The following is a 23,880-nucleotide window of genomic DNA, read 5'->3' as shown; positions in this document are numbered from 1 at the left end:
ACAAACTTTCTTACGCTTTATCGCCCAGCAGAACGGATTCCAGCGCGATTTTAATCATGTCGTTGAAGGTAGTCTGACGCTCAGCAGCCGTAGTCTGCTCGTGCGTACGGATGTGGTCAGACACTGTGCAGATGGTCAGGGCTTTCGCACCAAACTCTGCCGCCACACCGTAGATGCCCGCCGCTTCCATTTCCACGCCCAGGATGCCGTACTTTTCCATTACGTCGAACATTTCACCGTCCGGGGAATAGAACAAGTCAGCCGAGAACAGGTTGCCCACGCGCGCATCAACGCCCAGCGCTTTTGCCGCATCTACCGCGTTACGCACCATATCGAAGTCAGCAATCGCGGAAAAATCGTGATCCTTGAAGCGAATACGGTTCACTTTGGAATCGGTGCAGGCACCCATACCGATAACCACGTCACGCAGTTTAACGTCCATACGAACAGCGCCGCAGGAACCCACGCGAATGATTTTCTTGACGCCGAAATCAGTGATCAGCTCTTTAGTGTAGATGGAGCAGGACGGGATACCCATACCGTGGCCCATTACCGAGATTTTGCGGCCTTTGTAGGTACCGGTGAAGCCCAGCATGCCGCGAACGTTGTTCACTTCACGCACGTCTTCGAGGAAAGTTTCTGCAATGTGCTTCGCGCGCAGCGGGTCACCCGGCATCAAGACGACGTCAGCGAAATCACCCATTTCTGCGTTAATGTGAGGAGTTGCCATCTTCAGTTCCTTATTCGTTATGTATTCTCCCTCTCCCTGTGGGAGAGGGTTGGGGTGAGGGCATCAGGCCACACCCGTATTTCCCGTGGGAGAGGACCTGGGTGAGAGCATCAGGCCTCACCCAATGTGACTCAGAACATGGCCTTGCCATAATCCATGTCGGACGTACCAAAGTGTTTTGCAATCGTCTGACCGATATCCGCGAAGGTTTCACGGTGGCCGAGCGAACCAGGTTTCACTTTCGGGCCGTACACCAGCACCGGAATGTGCTCACGCGTGTGGTCGGTTCCGGTCCAGGTTGGGTCGCAGCCGTGGTCAGCAGTCAGGATCAGAATGTCATCTTCCCCGACCAGCTCCATCAGCTCTGGCAGACGGCGGTCGAACAGCTCCAGACCGGCAGCATAGCCAGCCACGTCACGGCGGTGACCCCAGGAAGAGTCGAAGTCAACGAAGTTGGTGAAGACAATGGTCTTATCGCCCGCGTCTTTCATCTCTTTGATGGTGGCATCAAACAGCGCATCCAGGCCGGTGGCTTTCACTTTTTTAGTGATACCGCAGTTGGCATAGATGTCCGCAATTTTACCCACGGAAACCACGTGACCGTCTTTCTCTTCGACCAGTTTTTGCAGCACGGTTGGCGCTGGCGGCTCAACGGCCAGGTCGTGGCGGTTACCGGTACGCTGGAAGTTACCTGCTTTGTCACCGATAAATGGACGCGCAATAACACGGCCAATGTTGTAGCCGCCTTCGGTCAGCTCTTCACGGGCGATTTCACACAGCTCGTAAAGTTTATCCAGGCCATAAGTCTCTTCGTGGCAGGCGATCTGGAACACGGAGTCAGCAGAGGTGTAGAAAATCGGCTTGCCGGTTTTCATGTGCTCTTCACCGAGTTCATCCAGGATCACGGTACCGGAAGAGTGGCAGTTACCGAGGTAACCCGGCAGGTTGGCGCGCTTAACCAGTTTGTCGAGCAACGCCTGCGGGAAGCTGTTCTGGTGATCGGAGAAGTAGCCCCAGTCAAACAGAACCGGCACACCGGCAATTTCCCAGTGACCAGACGGGGTATCTTTACCGGAAGAGAGCTCATGCGCCCAGGCGTACGCGCCCACCACTTCCGCGTTAGCATCCATACCGGCTGCAATCTTACCGGTAGAACCTTCGTGCGCTTTCACCAGACCCATACGCGTCAGGTTTGGCAGAGTCAGAGGGCCTTTACGACCGTTGTCCGCTTCGCCTTTGGCACAGGCTTCAGCGATGTGACCCATCGTATCGGCACCCACGTCACCAAAACGTTCTGCATCTTCTGTCGCGCCGATGCCGAAGGAGTCCAGCACCATAATAAATGCACGTTTCATAATTGTTCTCCGTACGTAGTGCTCAAAAGTAAGTGATCAGATCAGTATACTGCTATTCGGTAATACGACGATAGACCGTTGGTGTGCTTTCTGGTGCTTTATTGTCGAGCTGGATGGCGGCTTTCACGGCTTTTGCCGCTTCTTGCCAGCTGCTTTCATCTTTCGCGTGGATCACCGCCAGTGGGCGTTGTCCGTCGACGCTGTCACCCAGGCGGGCCATATCGGTAAAACCGACGCTGTAATCAATGGTGTCCGACGCCTGACGACGACCACCGCCCATTGAGACCACCGCCATGCCGAGCGCACGGGTGTCCATCGCAGAAACAAACCCAGCGGTATCAGCATAAACGGCTTTGCTGAGCGTCGCGGTTGGAAGGTATTTTGCGTAGTTTTCCACGAAATCAGTCGGGCCTTTCTGCGCGGCAACCATACGGCCAAAGATCTCTGCCGCTTTACCGTTGTCCAGTACCGCCTGCAGTTTCACGCGCGCGTCTGCGTCGTCTTTGGCGAGTTTGCCGGAGATAAGCATCTCCACGCACAGTGCCATTGTCACGTCGAACAGGCGCGGGTTACGGTATTCACCGGTCAGGAATTGCACGGCTTCACGCACTTCAACGGCGTTACCGGCGCTGGAAGCCAGCACCTGGTTCATATCGGTCAGCAGTGCAGTGGTACGCACGCCCGCACCGTTGGAAACACCAACGATAGCCTCGGCCAGTGCAGCAGAAAGTTCATACGTTGGCATAAACGCGCCGCTGCCCACTTTCACGTCCATCACCAGCGCATCCAGACCTTCCGCCAGCTTTTTCGCCAGAATCGAGGCGGTGATCAGCGGGATGGAGTCAACGGTTGCGGTGATATCGCGGGTAGCGTAGAAACGCTTGTCTGCCGGAGCAAGAGAGCTGGTCTGGCCGATAATTGCCACACCCACATCTTTAATAATATCGCGGAAGCGGTTGTCATCCGGGAAGATATCGAAGCCCGGAATGGCTTCCAGTTTATCGAGCGTACCGCCAGTGTGTCCCAGGCCACGCCCGGAGATCATCGGAATGTAACCCCCGCAGGCCGCGACCATTGGGCCAAGCATCAGCGAGGTTACGTCACCCACACCACCGGTGGAATGTTTATCTACAATCGGACCATTGAGGTCGAGGCTTTTCCAGTCCAGAACGGTTCCTGAATCTCGCATCGCCATGGTCAGCGATACACGCTCAGGCATCGACATATCGTGGAAGAAAATGGTCATCGCCAGAGCAGCAATTTGCCCTTCAGAGATGGTGTTATCACGAATACCATTGATAAAGAAGCGGATTTCTTCATCGCTTAATGCATGACCATCACGTTTTTTACGAATAATTTCTTGTGCGAGAAACACGGTAACCTCCCGAAGTAGGCCGGGCTCGCTACGCGCCACCCGGCATTTCAAATCTTAGTAGCTGCTTGCGCTCTTACCGTCGCCGTGACCCAGCGCCTTCAGCAGGCTTGCCAGCAGGCTGGATGCGCCAAAGCGGTAGTGACGGGAGTCCGCCCAGTCCGCACCGAACAGCTCATCAGCAATCGCCAGGAACTGTTGCGCGTCTTCAGCGGTACGCACGCCACCAGCTGGTTTGAAACCAACGGTTTTGGACACGCCCATATCACGGATCACTTCCATCATGATGCGTGCGCTTTCCGGGGTAGCGTTAACCGGCACTTTACCGGTAGACGTTTTGATGAAATCCGCACCGGCTTTGATGGAGATTTCAGACGCTTTACGAATCAGCGCCTCTTCTTTCAGTTCACCGGTTTCGATGATGACTTTAAGCAGCACGTTTGCCGCAGCACACGCGTCTTTACAGGCTTTCACCAGGTCGAAACCAATCTTCTCGTTGCCCGCGATCAGCGCGCGATACGGGAACACCACGTCAACTTCATCAGCACCGTAGGCAATGGCCGCGCGGGTTTCTGCCAGTGCAATGTCGATATCGTCGTTGCCGTGGGGGAAGTTAGTCACGGTAGCAATACGCACATCCGGCGTGCCCTGCTCTTTCAGAGTCTTACGTGCAATCGGGATAAAACGCGGGTAAATACAGATGGCTGCGGTATTACCGACGGGCGTTTTCGCCTGATGGCACAGGGCGATGACTTTCTCATTGGTGTCGTCATCGTTCAGGGTGGTCAGGTCCATCAGTTTCAACGCGCGCAGGCTGCTTGCAGTTAAATCGGTCATAACATTCTCCAACGGCATTGCCGTATAAATTTACCTTGCGGGTCTGTGAGTATTCTAACATTCACCCGCACTTACACTTCGACATTCATCACAGTTAATGAAAACTGCGTACAAATTTGCATTACTGTAATGAGATCAACTTCAAACTTTAGTTCGCTAATTGCTGACTAAAGCAGCGATTACCCCTGTCGGATCAAAGGCCCTGACGGGATGGCTTCCTACAATCCGTTCATCATCCGCAGAACAATAAAGGAAGCGAATATGTCCCACGCCGGCCCCGACGCCCTGCAACAACGTTGTCAGAACATTGTGACAAGCCCGGTATTAACCCCGGAGCAAAAGCGGCATTTTCTGGCGCTGGAAGCGGAGAACAATCTCCCCTATCCAGACCTGCCTCAGGCTGCCCGTGCCGCACTGGACGAGGGCGTTATCTGCGACATGTTCGAAGGCCATGCGCCTTACAAACCCCGTTACGTCCTGCCGGATTACGCAAAATTTTTGGCTAACGGCTCGGAATGGCTGGAGCTGGAAGGGGCAAAAGATCTTGATGATGCCCTCTCGCTGTTAACCATCCTGTATCACCATGTGCCATCCGTCACATCAATGCCGGTCTACCTGGGACAACTCGATGCGTTACTGGATCCGTATGTTAGAATTCTAACACAAGAAGAAATCGATGTTCGAATAAAACGTTTCTGGCGTTACCTCGACAGAACGCTACCTGATGCTTTTATGCATGCCAACATCGGCCCGGCGGACACCCCCATCACGCGTGCCATTCTACGTGCGGATGCAGAAATGAAGCAGGTCGCACCCAATCTGACCTTTATTTATGACCCGGATGTTACGCCCGACACTCTGCTGCTGAGCGTGGCAAAAAACATTTGTGAATGCAGTAAACCACATGTTTCTAATGGCCCAGTCAATGATAAAATTTTCACAAAAGGCCGCTATGGTGTGGTGAGTTGTTACAACTCCCTGCCGCTCGCAGGCGGTGGTAGCACTCTGGTACGCCTCAACCTGAAGGCGATTGCTGAACGCAGCCATTCCCCTGAAGACTTCTTCACCCGCACGTTGCCGCACTACTGCCAGCAACAGATAGCCATCATTGATGCGCGTTGCACGTTCCTGTATGAAAAATCCGGCTTCTTTGAGAATAGCTTCCTGGTCAAAGAGGGGCTGATTGATAGCGATCGTTTCGTGCCAATGTTTGGCATGTACGGTCTGGCTGAAGCGGTGAACCTGCTTTGTGAGAAAGGCGGTATCAAAGGTCGTTACGGTAAGGATGAGCAGGCCAACGCACTGGGCTATCGCATTAGCGAGCAGCTCTCGGCGTTTGTTGAAAACACCCCGGTGAAATACGGCTGGAAACAGCGCGCGCTCCTGCATGCACAGTCGGGGATCAGTTCCGACTCAGGCACCACGCCGGGCGCACGTCTGCCTTACGGTGATGAACCCGATCCCATCAGCCACCTGCTGGCCGTAGCACCGCACCATCAACACTACACGTCCGGGATCAGCGATATTCTGACGCTGGAAGAGACGGTAAAACGTAACCCGCAGGCGGTCGTACAGCTTTGTCTGGGGGCGTTTAACGCGGGTATGCGCGAATTTACCGCCAACGTCGCCGGTAACGATCTGGTGCGCGTTACCGGCTATATGGTGCGCCTGTCGGATCTGGAAAAATACCGCGAAGCCGGGTCGCGCACGAACACGACGTGGCTTGGCGAGGAGGCCGCGCGAAATACCCGCATTCTGGAACGTCAGCCACGCGTGATAAGCCATGAACAGCAGATGCGCTTTAGTTAGTCAGGTTATCCCCTTCTCCTGTGTGGACGGTCCAGGCAGCCGCCTGGCGCTGTTCCTGCAGGGCTGCAACCTGCGCTGCAAAACCTGCCACAACCCGTGGACAATCGGTCGCTGCAACGACTGCGGCGATTGCGTCCCCCATTGCCCGCACGATGCGCTGAACATTCAGGCCGGACGCGTCTGGTGGCAGGAGAGCCACTGCCAGCAGTGCGATACCTGCCTGCATTTATGCCAGCAACAGGCGACACCCATGGCGCACCGCTTCAGCGTGGAAGAGATCCTCACGCAAATTCACAAAGCAGCACCGTTTATAGAGGGGGTTACCGTAAGTGGCGGCGAAGCCACCACGCAGCTGCCGTTTTTGATCGCCCTTTTCTCGGCGATCAAAACCGATCCCGCGCTACGTCATTTAACCTGTCTGGTGGACAGTAATGGTCTGTTAGGGGAAACCGGCTGGCAAAAACTGCTGCCGGTGTTTGACGGTGCCATGCTGGATCTGAAAGCCTGGGGAAATGAGCATCACCGCTTCCTGACCGGGCGTGAAAACCCGCAGATCAAACACAGCATCCGCTGGCTGGCGCAACATCAACGGTTAACGGAACTGCGGCTGCTGGTGATCCCGGATCAGTGTGATTATCTGGAACATCTCAAACCGCTGATCGTCTTTATCCGTTCTCTGGGGGATGTCCCGGTGCGGATCAATACCTTTCACGCACAGGGAGTTTACGGTGAGGCCGCGTCATGGCGCAGCGCCACGCCGGACGACGTTGAGCCGCTGGCACTGGCGCTGGAAAAACAAAAGATTACGGTGATCCGCCCGGCGCTTTATCTATAGTGTGACGCCAAAGAGTGAACGGGTATTCTCAAGCAACGCCCCGGCAATGAGCGCTTCTGGCTCCTCACGCAGCTCGCACAGCGTGGTAAACACACGCGCCGCCTGCTCCGGGCGATTAGGCTGTCCCTGAAAACCGTTGAGCGGCATATCGGGGGCATCCGTTTCCAGTAACAACGCTGACAGCGGCAATTGTGCCATCACCTCCCGGGTTTTGCTGGCACGCGGGTAGGTAATTGTCCCGCCAACGCCTATTTTATAACCCAGTTCAATAAACCGCTGTGCCTGTTGCAGGCTACCAGAAAAACCATGCACAACGCCCGTTCGCGGCAAATCGATACGTTTCAGATGCATTGCCAGTTTGTCATGGGTACGTCTGGAATGGAGGATCACCGGCAGATCGTGGCGTTTTGCCAGCCTGAGCTGTGCATCCAGGAGAGCCTGCTGGCGCTCAAACTGCGGATCATCGCGCCAGAGATCGAGCCCGATCTCACCGATGGCGACGAGTTTGTTCCCGGCGGTTTGCAAAACCACATCCAGCTTCTCAATATGCTCATCAAGATGACGCTCAATAACTATCGGATGCAGCCCAAGTGCAGCATATATGGCGCGATGGTGCTGAGCGAGGTTAAGAACACGCTCAAAATTAGCCGCTTCGATCGCAGGTACAATGATCGCCTGAACGCCTGCTTCGGCGGCTCTCGCAATGCTTTGTTCTTCATCACCCGTAAACGGCGGAAAATCAAAGTGGCAATGGGTGTCGACAAAGCAGTGCATCACGCCAGATCCTCGCTATCAAATTGTGCCTCATTCGCTGCGCCTGGCTGGCGAGGTGATAATCCATTTATGCTCCTCCAGCCCGTGGTCATGTTCAGACACAGTAACGCACATCCCCACGGGTACTCAAATGAGAAAAAGCCAGTCGCAAGGACTGGCTTCAGTGTCGCTGTCAGAGTAATGCATAGCTATGGACGGCGACGTCCAGTAAACAGGCTGACCAGGAACAGGATAATGCCGACGACAAAGACAATTTTCGCCGCACCCGCTGCCGTCCCCGCCAGACCACCAAAGCCCAGCGCGGCGGCAATTAACGCGATAACCAGAAATATAATGCCCCAACGAAACATAAGCCTCTCCTTTACCATAGTTAATGTCGGCCGCTAAGCATGAGCGCTCAGGCTACTCACCGGCGTTTTTCCAGGTGTAGTTCTTATTTCGCCCTCAGGCCTCAGCCAGACGGGCGAATTGTGCTCATTTACTTCGTCTTCAGATCGTTGTTGACGCTCTTCACACCCTCAACGGCTTTCGCAATGGATACGGCATGTTCAGCCTGAGCCTGACTCTCGACAACACCACTCAGGGTGACAACTTTATTGTCGGTTTTAACGGAAATACCAGCGCTCTTGATATTTTTATCATCCACCAGCGCAGCTTTCACTTTTGCTGTAATTGAGCTGTCATCCATGAAATTACCGACTTTATTCAGAGAGCTATCGATTTTTTCCCCTGCGCTATTTGCGGTGGACTGCACGTTATCCATTGTGTTGGTTTCCGCGAGGACAGAACTGCTCACGAGGATGCTACCCAATGTGACCGCCAGCAGAGTTTTCGAAATCTTCAGTCTTGTCATATTCATCGATATATTCCTATGTTTTACCCGTTATTTGGGCGACATATTTTCCTTACAGACAGATTGATATATTGCGAATAAACACCAGGATAAAATAGCGAACCAGAAAATATATTCTGAATAGTTAATTCATCCACATTCGGTGCTAAACACTGAGTTAAATATAGATCACTATCCCTGTGTCGCATTCAGAATAGGTCAAAAAACGAGCGACACTCAGGAAAATGCGATGATTTAAGAACATTCCGCAAGGGATTAATAAGACTGGATTTAAAGAAGAGCACGGCGGCTGCCGTGCTCTGAGAGGAGATTAGTGTTCGCGCGTTTTGCGGAACTGCACGTCAGGATAACGTTCCTGCGTCAGGTTCAGGTTCACCATTGTCGGCGCGATATAGGTCAGGTTATCACCGCCATCCAGCGCCAGCTGAATTTCGTTCTTACGCTTAAATTCTTCGAATTTCTTCACGTCAGAACACTCAACCCAGCGCGCCGTGGCCACGTTGACTGATTCGTAAATCGCTTCGACGTTGTACTCGCTTTTCAGACGCGCAACGACCACGTCGAACTGCAGCACACCGACAGCGCCCACGATCAGATCGTTGTTGGCAATCGGACGGAACACCTGTACAGCACCCTCTTCGGAGAGCTGTACCAGCCCTTTCAGCAGCTGTTTCTGCTTCAGCGGATCGCGCAGGCGAATACGACGGAACAGCTCCGGTGCGAAGTTCGGAATACCGGTGAACTTCATCATCTCACCCTGGGTGAACGTATCACCGATCTGGATGGTACCGTGGTTGTGCAGGCCGATGATGTCACCCGGATACGCTTCTTCAACGTGGGAACGGTCGCCCGCCATAAAGGTCAGTGCGTCGGAGATCACCACGTCTTTACCGATACGCACCTGGCGCAGCTTCATGCCCTTTTCATACTTACCGGACACCACGCGCATGAACGCTACGCGGTCACGGTGTTTCGGGTCCATGTTGGCCTGAATTTTAAAGACGAAGCCAGTGAATTTTTCTTCCTGTGCTTCCACTTCACGGGTGTCGGTTTTACGCGGCATCGGGCGTGGTGCCCACTCAATCAGACCGTCCAGCATATGGTCAACGCCGAAGTTACCCAGTGCGGTACCGAAGAAGACCGGTGTAATTTCGCCACTCAGGAACAGCTCTTTGTCGAACTCATGAGACGCCCCCTTCACCAGCTCCAGCTCGTCACGCAGCTGCGCGGCCAGCTCTTCACCGACTGCCGTGTCCAGATCCGGGTTATCCAGACCTTTTACAATGCGCACTTCCTGAATGGTGTGGCCTTTACCGGTCTGGTACAGGTAGGTTTCGTCTTTATAGAGATGGTAAACGCCCTTGAACAGCTTACCGCAGCCAATCGGCCAGGTGATCGGCGCACAGGCGATCTTCAGCTCGTTTTCCACTTCATCCATCAGCTCCATCGGGTCGCGGATGTCACGGTCGAGTTTGTTCATGAAGGTGAGGATCGGCGTATCGCGCAGACGGGTGACTTCCATCAGCTTACGGGTACGATCTTCTACACCTTTCGCGGCGTCGATCACCATCAGGCAGCAGTCTACCGCCGTCAGGGTACGGTAGGTATCCTCGGAGAAGTCTTCGTGGCCCGGGGTATCCAGCAGGTTTACCAGGCAGTCGTGATACGGAAACTGCATCACGGAAGTGGTAATTGAAATACCACGCTGCTTTTCCATCTCCATCCAGTCGGATTTTGCATGCTGGCTGGAGCCACGGCCTTTTACGGTACCGGCGGTCTGGATCGCCTGTCCGAACAGCAACACCTTCTCGGTGATGGTCGTTTTACCGGCATCCGGGTGCGAAATAATGGCAAAAGTGCGGCGTTTGGCCACCTCTTGCAGATAAGGAGACAACGTCATAATCAAATCTTCTTATGTAAGCGCGACAGCAGGCCGCGCATCATGGAATACGAAAAATGCGGCTATTTTACCCATCAATGGGGGGCAGGCAATCATTGTTTACACAGGAGCTGCTCCAGTTCGTTCAATGACGTGACGGTCCAGGTCGGCTCGATCCCTTCCGGCTGCGCGCGGCCATGCGCGTTCAGCCAGACGGTCGACAGACCTGAGTTCATGCCGCCAAGAATGTCTGATTCGGCAGTATCGCCGACCATCAGTACACGCTCACGGTCAGGATTACCCGCTTGTTCAAGCGCATAATCAAAAATACGCGGATCAGGTTTTGGCACGCCGACCTCTTCCGAGATCACCAGCGCGTCGAAATGATCGCGCAGGCCGGTGCGCTCAAGGCGGATCTGCTGCAGCGCGGTAAAACCATTGGTGATGATCCCAAGCTTCGCCTTGCCTTTCAGCGAATCCAGCAGGGAAACCGCCCCTGGCAGCGGTGCGCAAATCTCGGCCATCGCGTTCAGGAACGCGTCGTTCAGCAAACCCGGGCTGACGTTTAACCGCTCCGCCCATGCATCAAAGCGCTGGTGCTGCAGCTGTAACGCGGTGATGGCACCGTTCTGGTAATCCACCCACAGCGGTTTGTTTACCGCCTGATAGTCCTGAAAATCTTCAGCGGTGAAGGTGACGCTATAATCCAGAAACATCCGCTGCAGGCCACCGAATGCGTCAAACGTGAACAGCGTTTCGTCGGCATCAAAGAAAATCCAGTCCCATTTCATCGTTACAACCTTATTTTAGTTATCCAAGCGGCAAAGCCATAATAATGGCGTCTTCACGTCCCTCTGCGGTGGGGTAGTAGTTACGGCGGATTGTCGCCTCGTTAAAGCCTAAGCTTTCGTAGAGTGCGATGGCGGCGACATTCGATGCACGCACTTCCAGCCACAGGGTGAAAACGTCACGGATTTCCAGCTCGCGGATGAGATGCTCAAGCAGTTCCCTGCCCAGCCCACGACGCTGAAACGCAGGATCAACGGCGATATTAAACAGCGTTGCCTCATCAAGGACGACCTGAGTAATCGCAAACGCGGCCATTGTGCCGTCAACATCCAGGCGGTAGTTCAGGTACCGTTCACCCTGGTTGCTGGCGAACGTTTTTTCGCTCCACGGAAATGCGTGGGCGCGTGTTTCAATCGCGAACGCTGTTGTCAGGTCAGGCGTCGTGAGGGAAGAAATCGTGTTCATATTCGCAGATTTGTTGCCATAGCGCGCGGCGCGCGTTTGGGTTGGCTTTCAGTTCTTCCAGCGCGGGCGAGCTGATCTGGCTCCCCTGGAGGGTGCTCTCGTCTGGCTCCCCCATTCGCCAGCTATTGCAGCGACTGTCAGGAGGGAGCATCGCGACCCGCTCTGGCGTCAGCTGTAAAACCTGATCGGAGGTCAGCTTCAGGCTACGAAGGACATCACCGATAAGGGGTTCATTCAGGGCAGGCAGTTCTTCCGCCACCATCACCAGGCGCACGTGCGCAGGGATGGAGATCGCGATTTCACCCTGCAACGCCGTCGGGCGACGCAAGGCCCACTGGGTAATGCCCAGTTGCTGCAACTGCCAGTCTCGTCGGGATGTCATAGCGAAAACTCCTGTCTCTCAGGCGCGCAAATATAGCAAATGTGTCGAAAGTGCGCCATCTACCTACTATAATCCCCGCCTGAGTTTATTGAGGAACAATTCATGTCTGCATTTACCCCGGCAAGTGAAGTCTTGCTGCGCCACAGTGATGATTTCGAACAAAGCCGTATTCTGTTTGCCGGAGATATGCAGGATGACCTGCCTGCGCGTTTCGACTGTGCTGAAAGCCGTGCCCACACCCAATATTACCACCACTGGCAGGTGTTGAGCCGCCAGATGGGCGAGCGCGCGCGCTTTAGCCTGGTGGCAGAGCAGAGCGATGTTGCCAACTGCGATACGCTGATTTATTACTGGCCGAAGAACAAACCGGAAGCCCAGTTCCAGCTGATGAACCTGCTCTCCCTGCTGCCGGTCGGTTGCGACATCTTCGTTGTCGGTGAGAACCGCAGCGGCGTGCGTAGCGCAGAGCAGATGCTCGAAGAGTATGCCCCGCTGAACAAAGTCGACAGCGCCCGTCGCTGCGGCCTGTACCACGGTCGCCTGGAAAAACAGCCATCGTTTGATGCAGATAAATTCTGGGGCGAATATCAGCTTGACGGTCTGACCATCAAAACCCTGCCGGGCGTCTTCAGCCGCGACGGTCTGGATGTTGGCAGTAAGCTGCTGCTGTCCACCCTGACGCCGCACACCAAAGGCAAAGTGCTGGACGTGGGTTGTGGTGCGGGCGTACTGGCGACAGTACTTGCCAGCCACTCGCCAAAAGTGCGTTTAACGCTGTGTGATGTCAGTGCTCCAGCGGTAGAAGCCAGCCGCGCAACGCTTGCGGCCAACGGCATTGAAGGCGAAGTGATGGCCAGCAACGTCTTCTCTGATGTGACTGGTCGCTTTGACATGATTATCTCTAACCCACCGTTCCACGACGGGATGGAGACCAGCCTTGAGGCGGCGCAAACGCTGATCCGTGGTGCAGTCCGTCACCTCAACAGCGGCGGCGAGTTGCGTATCGTCGCGAACGCCTTCCTGGCGTACCCGAAAGTGCTGGATGAAACCTTTGGCTTCCACGAAGTGATCGCCCAGACCGGCCGCTTTAAGGTTTACCGCACCGTGATGACACGTCAGGCGAAAAAATAATTCGTCATGTTTGTTTGCCGGATAAGCGCCAGCGCCATCCGGCAAACAGGCGTCTCTGTTCCGACCATTTTTGCAGCAATCAATAAAAGGTGCGCACTTTTCAGTTGACGTAAAGCTGAAAACATCTAGAATGCGCCTCCGTGGTTACGATACTTTTACAGTATCGATGGTATGCGAAGGTGGCGGAATTGGTAGACGCGCTAGCTTCAGGTGTTAGTGTCCTTACGGATGTGGGGGTTCGAGTCCCCCCCCTCGCACCATAAATCACGTTGATATTGCTCGCACTGGGCGAAGGTGGCGGAATTGGTAGACGCGCTAGCTTCAGGTGTTAGTGTCCTTAGGATGTGGGGGTTCGAGTCCCCCCCCTCGCACCAACGAGGCGATATCAAAAAAGTAAGATGACTGTGCGAAGGTGGCGGAATTGGTAGACGCGCTAGCTTCAGGTGTTAGTGTCCTTAGGATGTGGGGGTTCGAGTCCCCCCCCTCGCACCAATTATCTTACATCCCTTCTGTTGTACCTCTTCTTTTTCCCTGTTATTTCAAACTCATCAGTATCACCAGAATTCCACTGACCAGCGCAACGCATGATGGCAGCAACACAAAGTGCCGTAACTGCTTATGCCAGATCATTGCCGACGTCACCAACAACCCCGAAACAATGATGGCTTTCCAGGTCTCAATGGAGAGATCGGCAAACATCAGACCGCCCAGAATCACCCCCGGTAGCAGTACACCCCAACCACTTCCCAGCGCCCTGTTCAACATGCTTTACCCTTTCATACCGATAATGATAACCAATATCATATGGTAATAATTATCATATGTCAGCATGCATAATTAAAATCAATCGCCCTTTACCTTTCCTGTAATGACAGGAAATGCCTAAGGTGATAAATTGCTCACCTGTTAACTACCTATAAAGATTTTCTGATAATTATTTTTCGATTTACTTTGCATTCACTATTCAAAAACAACACCTATTCATCTGTTTTAATTAAATTTTAATAAAAACGTACTACTATGACATCACAATCCTGGCGGTCTTTGGTCAATAGCAAATATCAATTATCTTTACGTTTATTTTTATTCCTGAACGCTACCTCAGCCGTGTTCTCGGTAACAAACCCGCTCTATTCTGTCCCTCAGTTTCCGATGCCCCTGTTCGCTATTTTTGCAATCAGTAGTGGATTACTCCTCTGGCACTGGAAAAACAGAACCCGGAAAGTCAATATTTCTGTCGTTTCCTCGATCTTCGGTTCTTTATGGGCCTGGCAAATTGTCTCGAAATTTTTGTTAATTACGCACGATCAGCTGACATATTTGATCATGGCGTTATTAACAGTACTTTTTATCGGTTCACTGTCATTTGCCAGCAATATCAAAGCATTTATTCTGCATTCCTTACCCGCCTTTATTGCCTGCCTGTGGTTAAGCAATCATGAAAACTGGCTGAGAATGACCTACTCCTTCGCACTGCCTGTGGTGGCGATTGGTATTCACAATATTCTGCAAAGACGTAACGACCATTTCGCTCAGGAGCTGCTCTCCCGGTTACTGGAAGAACGAGAAACGCTTACCGATCTCAGTATGATGGATCCGCTTACCGGCCTGTATAACCGTCGTGGCCTGCAAAGCCGGCTGGAGAACCTGCCGACGGTAGAAAACGGCGAGCACTTTGTCCTGCTGCTGGATATCGACCACTTCAAGGCCTACAACGACCACTATGGCCATATGATGGGCGACCAGGCGCTGATCCGGGTCTCTGCGGCAATCCGTAATGCCGTGCGTTCACGTGATATTGTCGCGCGTTTTGGTGGTGAGGAGTTTATGGTACTGCTGACCAACATCTCGCTTGAACATGCCCGTCTGACGGCAGAGCGGATCCGCCAGAAAGTTTACGATTTAAAAATCCCGCATATGTTCAACGAAAGTGTCGCCACCAACGTCACCATCAGTATTGGCATTGCCATTTTTGAGGGTGACGACGTTGAAAGCGCGCTGGAAAAAGCGGATAAAGCCCTCTACGAAGCAAAGCATATGGGACGTAATAACATCCTGTTCAGCGAAGAGATGCAGACAACATAAGGACGGGAACCGGAAAGGTCGGCATGAATAATAGCGGCTTCTCCGGTGAGAAGGGTAAACACGCAAAACGGCAACCTCCGGTTGCCGTTTTGCTTTGACCTATGCAACCTGCTGGTTTTCCTCTTCAGCATTACGCTGCGCTTCTTCAGCTTCCTGTTCCAGCAACTGCTTCTCGTACACTTTAAAGAACGGGAAGTAGATTATTGCCGATACGCAGGCCAGCACCACCACCAGGATGGCTGCGCGGAAATCCCAACCCAGTGCCCATGCGGCACCCACTGGGGCAGGAGCCGTCCACGGCACGACAGAGATCACGCGGCTAATCAGATCAAACTTCATCGCTGACCAGGCCAGCACGGCATTGACCATAGGGGCCAGCAGGAAAGGAATAAAGAACACCGGGTTCATCACAATCGGGGTGCCGAAAATGACAGGCTCATTGATGTTAAAGATGCTTGGCACCACGCTCAGACGGCCAATTGAGCGCAAATGTGCAGAGCGGCTGCGCAGATAGCAGAACACCAGCCCCATCGTAGCTCCCGAACCCCCAATCACAATAAAGAACGTCCAGAACGCTTCCATAAAGATATGTGGCAGAGGCTGGCTGGCCGCCAGCGCGGTCTGGTTTGCCCCCAGGTTGGTCAGCCAGAACATCTGCAGCATTCCGGAGACAATAGCTGCACCGTGGATCCCCGCAAACCACAGCAGATGGCCAATCAACACCGCCAGCAGGATCGCAGGCAGGGAGTCTGCCGCAGAAACCAGCGGTTTAAAGACAGACATAATGGCCTGCGGGATCAGCATGCCAAACTCAGACTGAATCAGCAGACTCAGCGGATAGAGCGTCAGCACCACCACCAGTACCGGGATCAGCAGATCAAAGGAGTTTTTGATCATCGGTGGTACCTGGTCAGGCAGACGAATACCAATGTTGTGCGCTTTCAGGAACCGCATCATCTCTACGCAGTAGATTGCCACCAGAATGGCGGTAAAGATCCCCGTCCCCCCCAGGCTGTCTACAGGCAGAGTGCCTTTGGTTTTTGGCGCTGCGACCAGCAGAAATGCCATGAGCGACAGCATTGCGCACATGAACGGATCTAACTGATACGACTTAACATAGTGTTTGCCCAGGTTATAGGCGATGGCCGCACAGATATAGATAGACATCACCCCCATCGTCATATCAAACGGCGTCAGGATCTGGCCTTCGAATTGCTTCGCCATATCCAGCCAGGCGCGCGCGAAGCCCCAGGTGGTATCTGGCGAAAACGGTGGGTAAGCAAACACTAACAAGAATGATCCTACAATCATGAACGGCATTGCGGAGATGAACCCATCCCGGATAGCCATAACATGACGCTGGGAGGAGATCCGCCCGGCTATCGGGCTAACGTAATTCTCAACAAAACGGAATATCAGGTTAAACGCAGCATGGTTGGCAGACATAGCAGATCTCCTGTCAGACGTTCGTTACAGGCGCATCCACGCCACACGTTAATCCATAAATCAGCTTCACAACCTTGCTGGCTTGTGTACCAGCGGTACTGCTCAGACAGAATGGTTTCATAATTTGCTCTTATTATTGGATACAGGGGACGTTACGTACTCAGTATTAATCTCTCACGCACGCTCCGCAACCGGTTACTGTAACCGGTTTCTGTGAATGTGAAGGCGATCCAGAAATCAGCCATACGGGATATTTGTTACTTAAGAGATATTTACAGAGCATAATTTCTTATGACAGATTACGCAGGATATTTGTCAGGAGGAAACAATGAGTTTGCAGTCTGTACAGCAGTTTTTTGCCGACAACGCTCCGGATATAGAGGTCATAGAACTTAGCCAGAGTACCGCCACCGTTGCCCTGGCCGCGGCTGCCCATCGCGTTGAGCCGGGGCAAATTGCCAAGACGCTGTCATTAAAGGTCAAAAATGAGGTGATTCTGGTGGTCGCGAAAGGTGATGCACGTCTGGATAACAAAAAACTGAAAGACACCTTTGGTGCGAAAGCACGCATGCTCAGTAGTGATGAGGTGGTCACCATCACCGGCCATCCTGTTGGCGGCGTATGCCCGTTCGGGCTGGAAAACCAGCTGTCGGTGTACTGTGATATTTCCTTAAAACAATACGCTGAAGTGCTCCCCGCTGCCGGTGCAATCCACAGTGCTGTGCGCATTTCACCTGAGCGGATGGCTGAGCTGACATCCGCCAGGTGGGTCGATGTCTGCATTTGATCGTTGCGCCAGAGCGTATCTGGCGCATCCACACCAGGTTATGAGAATACTGGCGTGCTTAACACAGAGCCTCGAGTATCTCTGGCCGGAAGATGAGTCAAAATGTCCGCCGCGTCCAGTAGCCCTACATCTGAATTAACCCCCAGCTTCACCATCGCGTTAAACTTATGCGCCCGGATGGTTTTAATATTACGTTCAAGCTGTGTCGCGATTTCAGGGATGGAATACCCGAAAGACATATAACGCAAAATCGCGCGCTCCGTTGGGCTTAACATCCTGCTCTGGCTCACATACCAGTGGTTCAGTACATTGTCATTGATTCGATGTGTTTCACTTAGCAACGCAAGCAACTCCGCCTGCAGGTGGCTAAGCGACACCGCCTTACTAATAATGCCATGAAGGCGTGAAGGCGAAAGATGGCCAATCAACCGCGCTTCCATCTCATCAGATGCCAGTATAATCCGCTGGATGTCACTATGAGTAAACGCAAGATCCCGCAGACAGGCCAGACAGTTACGACGCTCCTCTCGCGCATCAGACAGTGAATAAATCACCGAGAAAAAGGAGATGTGAGGAAGTGCCGCCTTAAAACTGTCGAACTGGGTAAACAGGTGCAACTGATAATGGCTGAGCTCAGGCATCGCAAAGAGATGCTGCAGCCCAACCGCACTCATTGCGCAATTTTCGATGACAGCGATATGTCTTGCTGTAACGGTCTTTTCCATTCCTCGTACTCTCCATAGGCTGACATTAAACTCAGCTCTCTCATTCCCTGTGTACTGCTGATCCAGGCGTACATATCGGCATTACTACGTAGTGACAACCGGCGCATCGCACTATTTTTCTGCGCACTAATCGTTTTGTTGCTCTTCTTGAGCAGTGTGGCAATTTGGTTAATTCCCCAACCTTTACCTAACAGGCGCAATACTTTGCGTTCGGAGTGTGTGAGCGCAATAAAGTGTTCGTCTTCATCTTCAGAGCCTGGTGATTCTGCCAGTAATAACGTCTGGCTTATCCGCTCCGCCCGATCGCTACCTGCACGAATAGCGTTAATCACGCCTTCAATCGGCTCCATATCAGAAAGTAACGTACTTTCCGGACGCATAAGCAGCTCAACAGCAATCGGATAAAGAGGACGGGAGACTAAAAAAATCCAGTGAATACCCCGGTATTGGTTCAATAAACCGTAATACTCTTCCAGTAAGCCCCGGGGGTTTCCGTAATACCCTGAAACATCAGCAATAATGACGTCAGCACGGCGTAACTGAAGCAAGGTTAACTCTTGCAGTGAGCGGCAGTATGTCAGCTCAAACTCAGGAAAATGGCGTGCCATGACGCTACCCAACCCGTTTTGCATGACGGGTATCCTGCTAATCACCACTCCGTGTTTACCATTCAATGGCAACATAGACCCTCCGTGTCCATTTTTCATTTATCGGGTAATCTTTAGGTTTAACGTACATTCGCCCCTGAATGCACAACTGATTAATACACGCAGAAGATGGCAGATGTTATTGAATTAAGAAACGTCTAAAACAGTTATAATATCTCATAAAGATCAACTAAATTTAATTCAAACAACCTTAAAATAACGAAAATATAAAATTAGAAAAACTTAATATAAATGTTTTATATTTTGAGATTAAAGAATTCACAATATTAATGAATTAAGGCACGCACCGTGGCGCAAACCGGGTGACAACTGTTTGCACAAACCTTGATCTGACCCAGAGCACAAGACACCTCTCTTTGTGCTAAAAGTAAGCATTCAGTGCCATCAGGCAAGCATTCTTTCTTCTCTTCAGGGCAATACATGCAGGCAGATCAGTCAATGCAGCGTGCGATAACGCGGCTATGTATTCAGTGCGGACTTTTTCTCCTCCAGCATGGAGCGGAAAGCGCGCTGGTCGAGGAACTTTCTACGCGGCTGGGGCTGGCGATGGGTATGGATAGCGTTGAAAGCGCTATCTCATCAAACGCCATTGTGCTGACCACCATTAAAGACGGTCAGTGCCTGACCTCCACCCGTAAAAACCACGATCGCGGTATTAATATGCACGTTGTGACGGAGGTGCAGCATATCGTTATTCTTGCGGAGCACAAACTGCTCGACCTCAAGGAAATTGAGAAACGGTTTAACCAAATCAGGCCATTACGCTATCCACGTTGGCTGGTTGTGCTGATGGTGGGACTGTCATGCGCCTGTTTTTGTAAGCTCAATAAAGGTGGCTGGGACGGCGCACTCATCACGTTCTTCGCCAGCAGCCTCGCCATGTATGTCCGTCAGTTACTGACGCACCGGCAATTGCACCCACAAATTAACTTCTGCATTACCGCGTTTGTCGCCACCACGGTTTCAGGCTTGCTCCTGCGCCTGCCACAGTTTGCCGATACTCCCACCATTGCTATGGCCGCCAGCGTACTCCTGCTGGTACCTGGCTTTCCGTTAATTAACGCGGTTGCCGACATGTTTAAAGGACATATCAATACCGGTCTGGCTCGCTGGGCTATCGCCAGCTTACTTACGCTGGCCACCTGCATCGGTGTGGTCATGGCAATGACACTGTGGGGGTTACGCGGATGGGCGTGATAGATTTTCTGCTTGCACTGGCGCAGGACATGCTCCTGGCCGCCATTCCTGCCGTCGGATTTGCGATGGTATTTAACGTACCGCAACGTGCACTGCCGTGGTGTGCTCTGCTGGGTGCTATTGGTCACGGCTCGCGGATGCTGATGATGACGGCGGGCTTTAACATCGAATGGTCGACATTTATCGCCTCAATGCTGATTGGCAGCATTGGCATTCAGTGGTCACGCTGGTATCTGGCACATCCAAAAGTGTTCACCGTCGCAGCCGTTATCCCTATGTTCCCGGGTATCTCCGCCTATACGGCCATGATTTCAGCGGTAAAAATCAGTCACTTTGGTTACAGCGAACCACAAATGATCCTCCTGCTGAGCAACTTTCTTAAGGCATCCTCCATTGTTGGAGCGCTCTCCATCGGGCTGTCGATCCCCGGTTTGTGGCTGTACCGCAAACGTCCACGCGTTTGAGAGTCGAGTTGTTTCGCTGCCGTGGGGATAATCTCGCCATTCCGCCTGGTGCTGAATGGCGCTCACCAATAAAATTGCTTGCAATTATATCGCGCACTACCTATATTCAATCCATGAATGCAAAAACGAACGACACCACCACCGCGCTTCTGCTGGATAACCAGCTCTGTTTTGCCCTCTATTCGGCAAATCTGGCGCTTAACAAGCTGTACCGGCAACTGCTGGCACCGCTAAACCTGACCTACCCGCAATACCTGGTGATGCTGGTGCTGTGGGAGCAGGATGACATTACGGTGTCGGACATTGGTGAACGGTTGTTTCTTGACTCCGCCACCCTGACGCCTTTGTTAAAACGTCTGGAAAGTGCCGGGCTGATAAACCGCCATCGTTCGCGTAAAGACGAGCGCCAGGTCGCGGTCACCCTGAGTGATGCGGGGCGCGCACTTCAGCAACAAGCGCTGGAAGTCCCTCACGCGGTGGGCTGTGCAGCACAATGTGACACTGACAGCATGCTGGCACTCAAGCAACAGCTTGAACTTTTGCGACAACAGTTACAGCACGCGTAAGGCTATACTTTACGCGTATTTATTTACCCACATATATCGCACGCTATTTAATAGCGCACATAAACGTAAGATGAGGAACCTGCCATGTCTTTAGAAAAAGTTGTCTACACTGCCAAAGCCAAAGCAACCGGAGGCCGTGATGGCCGCGCCACCTCTTCCGATGGCGTCCTGGACGTTAAACTGGGTGTGCCAAAAGAGATGGGCGGCATGGGCGGTGAAGTCACCAACCCTGAACAGCTGTTTGCTGCGGGTTACTCTGCCTGCTTCCTGGGCGCAATGAAGTTTGTGGCCGCACGTGACAAATTCACTCTGCCAAAAGATGCCTTTATTGAAGGCGAAGTGGGGATTGGCCCGCTGCCAACCGGTTTTGGTATTGAAGCAAAACTGAACATCCACGTCGAAGGTATGGATCCTGCTGAAGCCAAAAAACTGGTGGATGCTGCGCACATTGTTTGCCCATACTCCAACGCCACCCGCGGTAATATCGACGTAACGCTGAACATTATCGCGTAATCCAGACTGATTCCCTCTCCCTGTGGGAGAGGGTTAGGGTGAGGGCATCAACCCGCACTTTCCCCCTCCATTCCCTCCCCCGCTCTGTGCTACCATAAACCCATATCACGCCCGTAGTTATCAGCAGAGAAAGTGTTATGTCCTCCAGAATCCTGACCAACAGCGTCGCTGGCATTGATGCCTTTATGCGCGATCCCCGTGGCGTGTTGACCCATGCCGAAGGCGGTACGCTTGCCGTGTTTGCCGATAACGCTCCGGCGTTTTATGCAATTACACCGGAGCGTCTGGCGCAGCTTCTGGAGATTGAAGCGCGGTTGTCACGCCCGGCGAGCGATGTCACTCTGGATAACCAGTTCTTTGACGAACCGGGTCACGCCCCTGTGGCCATCCCGATGGGGAAATTTGCCCTGTACGCGGGCTGGCAGCCGGACGCCGATTTTCAGCGTCAGGCGGCGCTATGGGGCATTGCACTGACTCAGCCCGCAACCCCCGAAGAGCTGGCCGCGTTCACCGCCTGGTGGCAGGCAGAAGGCAAAGTATTCACCCATATTCAGTGGCAGCAAAAGCTCGCACGCAGCCTTCAAATCAACCGCGCCAGCAACGGCGGGCAACCTAAGCGCGATATCAACGCGTTTTCAGAACCGGATAAACAGATCCCCAACGGATTCCGAGGTGCGAAATGAAAAACGTCGGCGACCTGATGAAACGTCTGCAAAAAATGATGCCCGCTAACGTAAAACCCGCCTTTACCACGGGTGAAGAACTGCTGGCATGGCAAAAGGAACAGGGTGAGATCCGTGCAGCCGCCCTCGCCCGCGAAAACCGGGCGATGAAAATGCAGCGCACCTTTAATCGCTCCGGTATCCGTCCGCTACACCAGAACTGCTCTTTTGATAACTATAAGCTTGAGAGCAACGGGCAGATGAACGCTCTCGCCGCCGCACGTCAGTACGTGGATGAATTCGACGGCAACATCGCCAGCTTCATCTTTAGCGGCAAGCCAGGCACCGGGAAAAACCACCTTGCCGCCGCCATCTGCAACGAACTTCTGCTGCGCGGGAAATCCGTATTAATCATCACCGTGGCCGATATTATGTCCGCCATGAAAGACACCTTCAGCAACCGTGAAACCAGCGAAGAACAGCTGCTTAACGATCTGAGCAACGTCGATTTACTGGTCATCGACGAAATTGGCGTCCAGACCGAATCACGCTATGAAAAAGTGATCATTAACCAGATTGTCGATCGCCGCTCCTCTTCCAAACGCCCAACCGGCATGCTGACGAACCACAATATCGACGAGATGACCCGCTTACTGGGCGAACGCGTGATGGATCGCATGAAGCTCGGCAACAGTCTGTATGTCATCTTTGACTGGGAAAGTTATCGCAGCCGCGTCACCGGCAAAGAGTATTAGGATATTTCCAGGAAATGCAGGTGACCCGAAGGTATATACTGGAGCCACTTTCGGCCCGAAACGGACCTTTTTTGAGTAAGCCACTATGAAAAAAACTTTTCTTTTCAGCACACTGTTAGGCGCACTGCTGGTTACCGGCGCGGTGCAGGCTGCATCATGGCAGGATTCTCTGACCAGTGCCGCGAACGAACTCACCAAAGAGAGCAGCAGTTCTCAGGGCGGTCTGTCAGCGTCTTCCCTCACCAGCCTGTTAGGTGGCAGCACTCAGGGGCTGAGCGCGGGCACAATGAATAACGCCGCGGGTATTCTGGAGTATTGTGCGAAGCAAAAACTGGCCTCCGTGACCGACGCACAAAACGTGAAAAACCAGGTGCTGGGTAAACTAGGTCTGGATACCCAGGAACAGAAACAGGACACCAGCTATATGGATGGTATTCAGGGCCTGCTCAATGCGCAAAACGGGCAGCAGCTTAACCTGAGCACTATCGGCAACTCCTCGCTGGCGAAACAGGTGAAAACCAAAGCCTGCGATCTGGTACTGAAACAGGGCATTAATTTCATCTCCTGATCCACCCCATTTTCTGCCACAACACGCCGCGTTTATTACGATAGTCTTGCAACGCGGCGTCAACTGAGCGTTTTTACCACCTGCCACCGTCTCAGCGTCCATATGTCAGGATGCGACCGCCTTCAAAAAAGCGATTTTATAAACCAATTCCTAACAACTGCATGCTTTAGTGACACTAAAATTGCAGCTTAACAACATCGTAATTACATTGTACTACCAAAACATGAACAGTT

26 protein-coding genes, 3 tRNA genes and 1 pseudogene are annotated in these 23,880 nt (G+C 52.8%); 15 read left to right on the top strand and 15 right to left on the bottom strand.

The features are described 5' to 3' along the window. Positions 1-10: 10 nt before the first annotated feature. The 4 genes from deoD to deoC form a co-directional block, all read right to left on the bottom strand. Positions 11-730, bottom strand: a complete 720-nt coding sequence (gene deoD / locus ACHHZ6_RS04630) for a purine-nucleoside phosphorylase (protein ID WP_182273659.1) — start codon at positions 728-730, stop codon at positions 11-13. Between the two features lie 131 nt (positions 731-861). Continuing rightward, complete coding sequence (gene deoB, locus ACHHZ6_RS04625; RefSeq protein WP_182273658.1) at positions 862-2,085, bottom strand: phosphopentomutase; 1,224 nt, start codon at positions 2,083-2,085, stop codon at positions 862-864. A 52-nt stretch (positions 2,086-2,137) separates the two neighbouring features. Then, complete coding sequence (gene deoA, locus ACHHZ6_RS04620; RefSeq protein WP_395121850.1) at positions 2,138-3,460, bottom strand: thymidine phosphorylase; 1,323 nt, start codon at positions 3,458-3,460, stop codon at positions 2,138-2,140. 54 nt (positions 3,461-3,514) lie between these two features. Next, complete coding sequence (deoC, locus tag ACHHZ6_RS04615; protein ID WP_196390787.1) at positions 3,515-4,294, bottom strand: deoxyribose-phosphate aldolase; 780 nt, start codon at positions 4,292-4,294, stop codon at positions 3,515-3,517. Between the two features lie 261 nt (positions 4,295-4,555). Between deoC and ACHHZ6_RS04610 the strand changes: the two genes are divergently transcribed. Next, the gene (locus ACHHZ6_RS04610; RefSeq protein ID WP_395121849.1) at positions 4,556-6,103 is read left to right on the top strand and encodes a YjjI family glycine radical enzyme; all 1,548 of its coding nucleotides are present in this window, start codon (positions 4,556-4,558) and stop codon (positions 6,101-6,103) included. Beyond that, positions 6,078-6,938 (top strand): YjjW family glycine radical enzyme activase, encoded by an 861-nt coding sequence (locus ACHHZ6_RS04605; protein WP_395121848.1) that lies wholly within the window; start codon positions 6,078-6,080, stop codon positions 6,936-6,938. The genes ACHHZ6_RS04610 and ACHHZ6_RS04605 overlap by 26 nt, the downstream gene beginning before the upstream one ends. Here the strand turns inward: ACHHZ6_RS04605 and ACHHZ6_RS04600 are convergent. The 7 genes and pseudogenes from ACHHZ6_RS04600 to ACHHZ6_RS04570 form a co-directional block, all read right to left on the bottom strand. Beyond that, a complete protein-coding gene (locus ACHHZ6_RS04600; RefSeq protein WP_196390784.1) occupies positions 6,933-7,715 on the bottom strand; it encodes a TatD family hydrolase in 783 nt (260 codons plus the stop codon). The two genes, ACHHZ6_RS04605 and ACHHZ6_RS04600, sit on opposite strands and share 6 nt — an antisense overlap. A 185-nt stretch (positions 7,716-7,900) precedes the next feature. Next, complete coding sequence (locus ACHHZ6_RS04595) at positions 7,901-8,062, bottom strand: DUF1328 domain-containing protein (RefSeq protein WP_002887716.1); 162 nt, start codon at positions 8,060-8,062, stop codon at positions 7,901-7,903. Between the two features lie 131 nt (positions 8,063-8,193). Further along, positions 8,194-8,571 (bottom strand): annotated as a pseudogene (locus tag ACHHZ6_RS04590) (BON domain-containing protein); the annotation flags it as partial. A 304-nt stretch (positions 8,572-8,875) separates the two neighbouring features. Next, positions 8,876-10,465 carry a peptide chain release factor 3 gene (gene prfC, locus ACHHZ6_RS04585; RefSeq protein ID WP_182919369.1) on the bottom strand — a complete coding sequence of 530 codons (1,590 nt, stop codon included), beginning with the start codon at positions 10,463-10,465 and terminating at the stop codon, positions 8,876-8,878. Between the two features lie 92 nt (positions 10,466-10,557). Then, positions 10,558-11,235 carry a pyrimidine 5'-nucleotidase gene (gene yjjG / locus ACHHZ6_RS04580; protein ID WP_182919368.1) on the bottom strand — a complete coding sequence of 226 codons (678 nt, stop codon included), beginning with the start codon at positions 11,233-11,235 and terminating at the stop codon, positions 10,558-10,560. A gap of 19 nt (positions 11,236-11,254) precedes the next feature. After that, complete coding sequence (gene rimI, locus ACHHZ6_RS04575) at positions 11,255-11,698, bottom strand: ribosomal protein S18-alanine N-acetyltransferase (protein WP_182273649.1); 444 nt, start codon at positions 11,696-11,698, stop codon at positions 11,255-11,257. Next, entirely contained in the window at positions 11,667-12,080 is a 414-nt protein-coding gene (locus tag ACHHZ6_RS04570) for a DNA polymerase III subunit psi (protein ID WP_182919367.1), read from the bottom strand. Before ACHHZ6_RS04570 ends, rimI begins: the two co-directional genes overlap by 32 nt. Positions 12,081-12,182: 102 nt before the next feature. On the opposite strand from ACHHZ6_RS04570, the gene rsmC reads away from it, so the two are divergent. The 4 genes from rsmC (at position 12,183) to ACHHZ6_RS04550 (ending at position 13,703) form a co-directional block, all read left to right on the top strand. Further along, entirely contained in the window at positions 12,183-13,211 is a 1,029-nt protein-coding gene (gene rsmC, locus ACHHZ6_RS04565; RefSeq protein WP_182273647.1) for a 16S rRNA (guanine(1207)-N(2))-methyltransferase RsmC, read from the top strand. Between the two features lie 173 nt (positions 13,212-13,384). After that, positions 13,385-13,471, top strand: a tRNA-Leu gene (locus tag ACHHZ6_RS04560). 28 nt (positions 13,472-13,499) lie between these two features. Next, a tRNA-Leu gene (locus ACHHZ6_RS04555) sits at positions 13,500-13,585 on the top strand. 32 nt (positions 13,586-13,617) lie between these two features. Next, positions 13,618-13,703 (top strand) — tRNA-Leu (locus ACHHZ6_RS04550). A 42-nt stretch (positions 13,704-13,745) separates the two neighbouring features. On the opposite strand, the gene ACHHZ6_RS04545 is transcribed toward ACHHZ6_RS04550, so the two are convergent. Continuing rightward, on the bottom strand, positions 13,746-13,976 hold the full coding sequence (locus ACHHZ6_RS04545) for a DUF1435 domain-containing protein (RefSeq protein WP_182273646.1): 231 nt from the start codon (positions 13,974-13,976) through the stop codon (positions 13,746-13,748). 255 nt (positions 13,977-14,231) lie between these two features. Between ACHHZ6_RS04545 and ACHHZ6_RS04540 the strand changes: the two genes are divergently transcribed. After that, a complete protein-coding gene (locus tag ACHHZ6_RS04540) occupies positions 14,232-15,296 on the top strand; it encodes a GGDEF domain-containing protein (protein ID WP_182273645.1) in 1,065 nt (354 codons plus the stop codon). Positions 15,297-15,395: 99 nt separating this feature from the next. On the opposite strand, the gene ACHHZ6_RS04535 is transcribed toward ACHHZ6_RS04540, so the two are convergent. Beyond that, positions 15,396-16,742 carry a PTS sugar transporter subunit IIC gene (locus ACHHZ6_RS04535; RefSeq protein WP_182273644.1) on the bottom strand — a complete coding sequence of 449 codons (1,347 nt, stop codon included), beginning with the start codon at positions 16,740-16,742 and terminating at the stop codon, positions 15,396-15,398. 328 nt (positions 16,743-17,070) lie between these two features. On the opposite strand from ACHHZ6_RS04535, the gene ACHHZ6_RS04530 reads away from it, so the two are divergent. Then, a complete protein-coding gene (locus ACHHZ6_RS04530; protein WP_182273643.1) occupies positions 17,071-17,529 on the top strand; it encodes a YbaK/EbsC family protein in 459 nt (152 codons plus the stop codon). Between the two features lie 38 nt (positions 17,530-17,567). On the opposite strand, the gene bglJ is transcribed toward ACHHZ6_RS04530, so the two are convergent. Together bglJ and ACHHZ6_RS04520 are read right to left on the bottom strand one after the other, a co-directional pair. Next, positions 17,568-18,203 (bottom strand): DNA-binding transcriptional activator BglJ, encoded by a 636-nt coding sequence (gene bglJ / locus ACHHZ6_RS04525; protein ID WP_182274622.1) that lies wholly within the window; start codon positions 18,201-18,203, stop codon positions 17,568-17,570. Then, a complete protein-coding gene (locus ACHHZ6_RS04520; RefSeq protein WP_182273642.1) occupies positions 18,200-18,937 on the bottom strand; it encodes a LuxR C-terminal-related transcriptional regulator in 738 nt (245 codons plus the stop codon). Before ACHHZ6_RS04520 ends, bglJ begins: the two co-directional genes overlap by 4 nt. A 405-nt stretch (positions 18,938-19,342) precedes the next feature. Here ACHHZ6_RS04520 and ACHHZ6_RS04515 point away from each other — a divergent pair, with 405 nt between their 5' ends. The 7 genes from ACHHZ6_RS04515 (at position 19,343) to ACHHZ6_RS04485 (ending at position 23,647) form a co-directional block, all read left to right on the top strand. Further along, positions 19,343-20,119, top strand: a complete 777-nt coding sequence (locus ACHHZ6_RS04515) for a threonine/serine exporter ThrE family protein (protein WP_182273641.1) — start codon at positions 19,343-19,345, stop codon at positions 20,117-20,119. Further along, positions 20,110-20,583 (top strand): threonine/serine exporter, encoded by a 474-nt coding sequence (locus ACHHZ6_RS04510; protein WP_182273640.1) that lies wholly within the window; start codon positions 20,110-20,112, stop codon positions 20,581-20,583. The genes ACHHZ6_RS04515 and ACHHZ6_RS04510 overlap by 10 nt, the downstream gene beginning before the upstream one ends. A gap of 113 nt (positions 20,584-20,696) precedes the next feature. Continuing rightward, positions 20,697-21,149 carry a MarR family winged helix-turn-helix transcriptional regulator gene (locus ACHHZ6_RS04505; RefSeq protein WP_182273639.1) on the top strand — a complete coding sequence of 151 codons (453 nt, stop codon included), beginning with the start codon at positions 20,697-20,699 and terminating at the stop codon, positions 21,147-21,149. A gap of 84 nt (positions 21,150-21,233) precedes the next feature. Further along, a complete protein-coding gene (locus ACHHZ6_RS04500) occupies positions 21,234-21,662 on the top strand; it encodes an organic hydroperoxide resistance protein (RefSeq protein WP_023310299.1) in 429 nt (142 codons plus the stop codon). Positions 21,663-21,799: 137 nt separating this feature from the next. Next, positions 21,800-22,345 carry a primosomal protein DnaT gene (dnaT, locus tag ACHHZ6_RS04495; RefSeq protein ID WP_182273638.1) on the top strand — a complete coding sequence of 182 codons (546 nt, stop codon included), beginning with the start codon at positions 21,800-21,802 and terminating at the stop codon, positions 22,343-22,345. After that, on the top strand, positions 22,342-23,079 hold the full coding sequence (gene dnaC / locus ACHHZ6_RS04490; protein WP_182273637.1) for a DNA replication protein DnaC: 738 nt from the start codon (positions 22,342-22,344) through the stop codon (positions 23,077-23,079). Before dnaT ends, dnaC begins: the two co-directional genes overlap by 4 nt. An 85-nt stretch (positions 23,080-23,164) precedes the next feature. Then, positions 23,165-23,647 carry a DUF2501 domain-containing protein gene (locus ACHHZ6_RS04485; protein ID WP_182273636.1) on the top strand — a complete coding sequence of 161 codons (483 nt, stop codon included), beginning with the start codon at positions 23,165-23,167 and terminating at the stop codon, positions 23,645-23,647. The last annotated feature ends 233 nt before the right edge of the window (positions 23,648-23,880 follow it).

The organism is Enterobacter cloacae complex sp. 2024EL-00214 (assembly GCF_043945575.1).
In the GTDB taxonomy this organism is placed as follows: Bacteria; Pseudomonadota; Gammaproteobacteria; order Enterobacterales; family Enterobacteriaceae; genus Enterobacter; species Enterobacter cloacae_P.
The sequence above is the reverse complement of the archived record's forward strand: the minus strand, read 5'-3'. Positions and strand labels throughout refer to the sequence as shown.

Excerpts from the sequence above, each read along its gene's own strand:
- deoD (WP_182273659.1), bottom strand. The coding sequence starts at position 730 with ATGGCAACTCCTCACATTAACGCAGAAATGGGTGATTTCGCTGACGTC.
- deoB (WP_182273658.1), bottom strand. The coding sequence starts at position 2,085 with ATGAAACGTGCATTTATTATGGTGCTGGACTCCTTCGGCATCGGCGCG.
- deoC (WP_196390787.1), bottom strand. The coding sequence starts at position 4,294 with ATGACCGATTTAACTGCAAGCAGCCTGCGCGCGTTGAAACTGATGGAC.
- ACHHZ6_RS04610 (WP_395121849.1), top strand. The coding sequence starts at position 4,556 with ATGTCCCACGCCGGCCCCGACGCCCTGCAACAACGTTGTCAGAACATT.
- ACHHZ6_RS04605 (WP_395121848.1), top strand. The coding sequence starts at position 6,078 with ATGAACAGCAGATGCGCTTTAGTTAGTCAGGTTATCCCCTTCTCCTGT.
- ACHHZ6_RS04595 (WP_002887716.1), bottom strand. The coding sequence starts at position 8,062 with ATGTTTCGTTGGGGCATTATATTTCTGGTTATCGCGTTAATTGCCGCC.
- prfC (WP_182919369.1), bottom strand. The coding sequence starts at position 10,465 with ATGACGTTGTCTCCTTATCTGCAAGAGGTGGCCAAACGCCGCACTTTT.
- yjjG (WP_182919368.1), bottom strand. The coding sequence starts at position 11,235 with ATGAAATGGGACTGGATTTTCTTTGATGCCGACGAAACGCTGTTCACG.
- rimI (WP_182273649.1), bottom strand. The coding sequence starts at position 11,698 with ATGAACACGATTTCTTCCCTCACGACGCCTGACCTGACAACAGCGTTC.
- ACHHZ6_RS04570 (WP_182919367.1), bottom strand. The coding sequence starts at position 12,080 with ATGACATCCCGACGAGACTGGCAGTTGCAGCAACTGGGCATTACCCAG.
- rsmC (WP_182273647.1), top strand. The coding sequence starts at position 12,183 with ATGTCTGCATTTACCCCGGCAAGTGAAGTCTTGCTGCGCCACAGTGAT.
- ACHHZ6_RS04545 (WP_182273646.1), bottom strand. The coding sequence starts at position 13,976 with ATGTTGAACAGGGCGCTGGGAAGTGGTTGGGGTGTACTGCTACCGGGG.
- ACHHZ6_RS04540 (WP_182273645.1), top strand. The coding sequence starts at position 14,232 with ATGACATCACAATCCTGGCGGTCTTTGGTCAATAGCAAATATCAATTA.
- ACHHZ6_RS04535 (WP_182273644.1), bottom strand. The coding sequence starts at position 16,742 with ATGTCTGCCAACCATGCTGCGTTTAACCTGATATTCCGTTTTGTTGAG.
- ACHHZ6_RS04530 (WP_182273643.1), top strand. The coding sequence starts at position 17,071 with ATGAGTTTGCAGTCTGTACAGCAGTTTTTTGCCGACAACGCTCCGGAT.
- bglJ (WP_182274622.1), bottom strand. The coding sequence starts at position 18,203 with ATGAGTGCGGTTGGGCTGCAGCATCTCTTTGCGATGCCTGAGCTCAGC.
- ACHHZ6_RS04520 (WP_182273642.1), bottom strand. The coding sequence starts at position 18,937 with ATGTTGCCATTGAATGGTAAACACGGAGTGGTGATTAGCAGGATACCC.
- ACHHZ6_RS04515 (WP_182273641.1), top strand. The coding sequence starts at position 19,343 with ATGCAGGCAGATCAGTCAATGCAGCGTGCGATAACGCGGCTATGTATT.
- ACHHZ6_RS04510 (WP_182273640.1), top strand. The coding sequence starts at position 20,110 with ATGGGCGTGATAGATTTTCTGCTTGCACTGGCGCAGGACATGCTCCTG.
- ACHHZ6_RS04505 (WP_182273639.1), top strand. The coding sequence starts at position 20,697 with ATGAATGCAAAAACGAACGACACCACCACCGCGCTTCTGCTGGATAAC.
- ACHHZ6_RS04500 (WP_023310299.1), top strand. The coding sequence starts at position 21,234 with ATGTCTTTAGAAAAAGTTGTCTACACTGCCAAAGCCAAAGCAACCGGA.
- dnaT (WP_182273638.1), top strand. The coding sequence starts at position 21,800 with ATGTCCTCCAGAATCCTGACCAACAGCGTCGCTGGCATTGATGCCTTT.
- dnaC (WP_182273637.1), top strand. The coding sequence starts at position 22,342 with ATGAAAAACGTCGGCGACCTGATGAAACGTCTGCAAAAAATGATGCCC.
- ACHHZ6_RS04485 (WP_182273636.1), top strand. The coding sequence starts at position 23,165 with ATGAAAAAAACTTTTCTTTTCAGCACACTGTTAGGCGCACTGCTGGTT.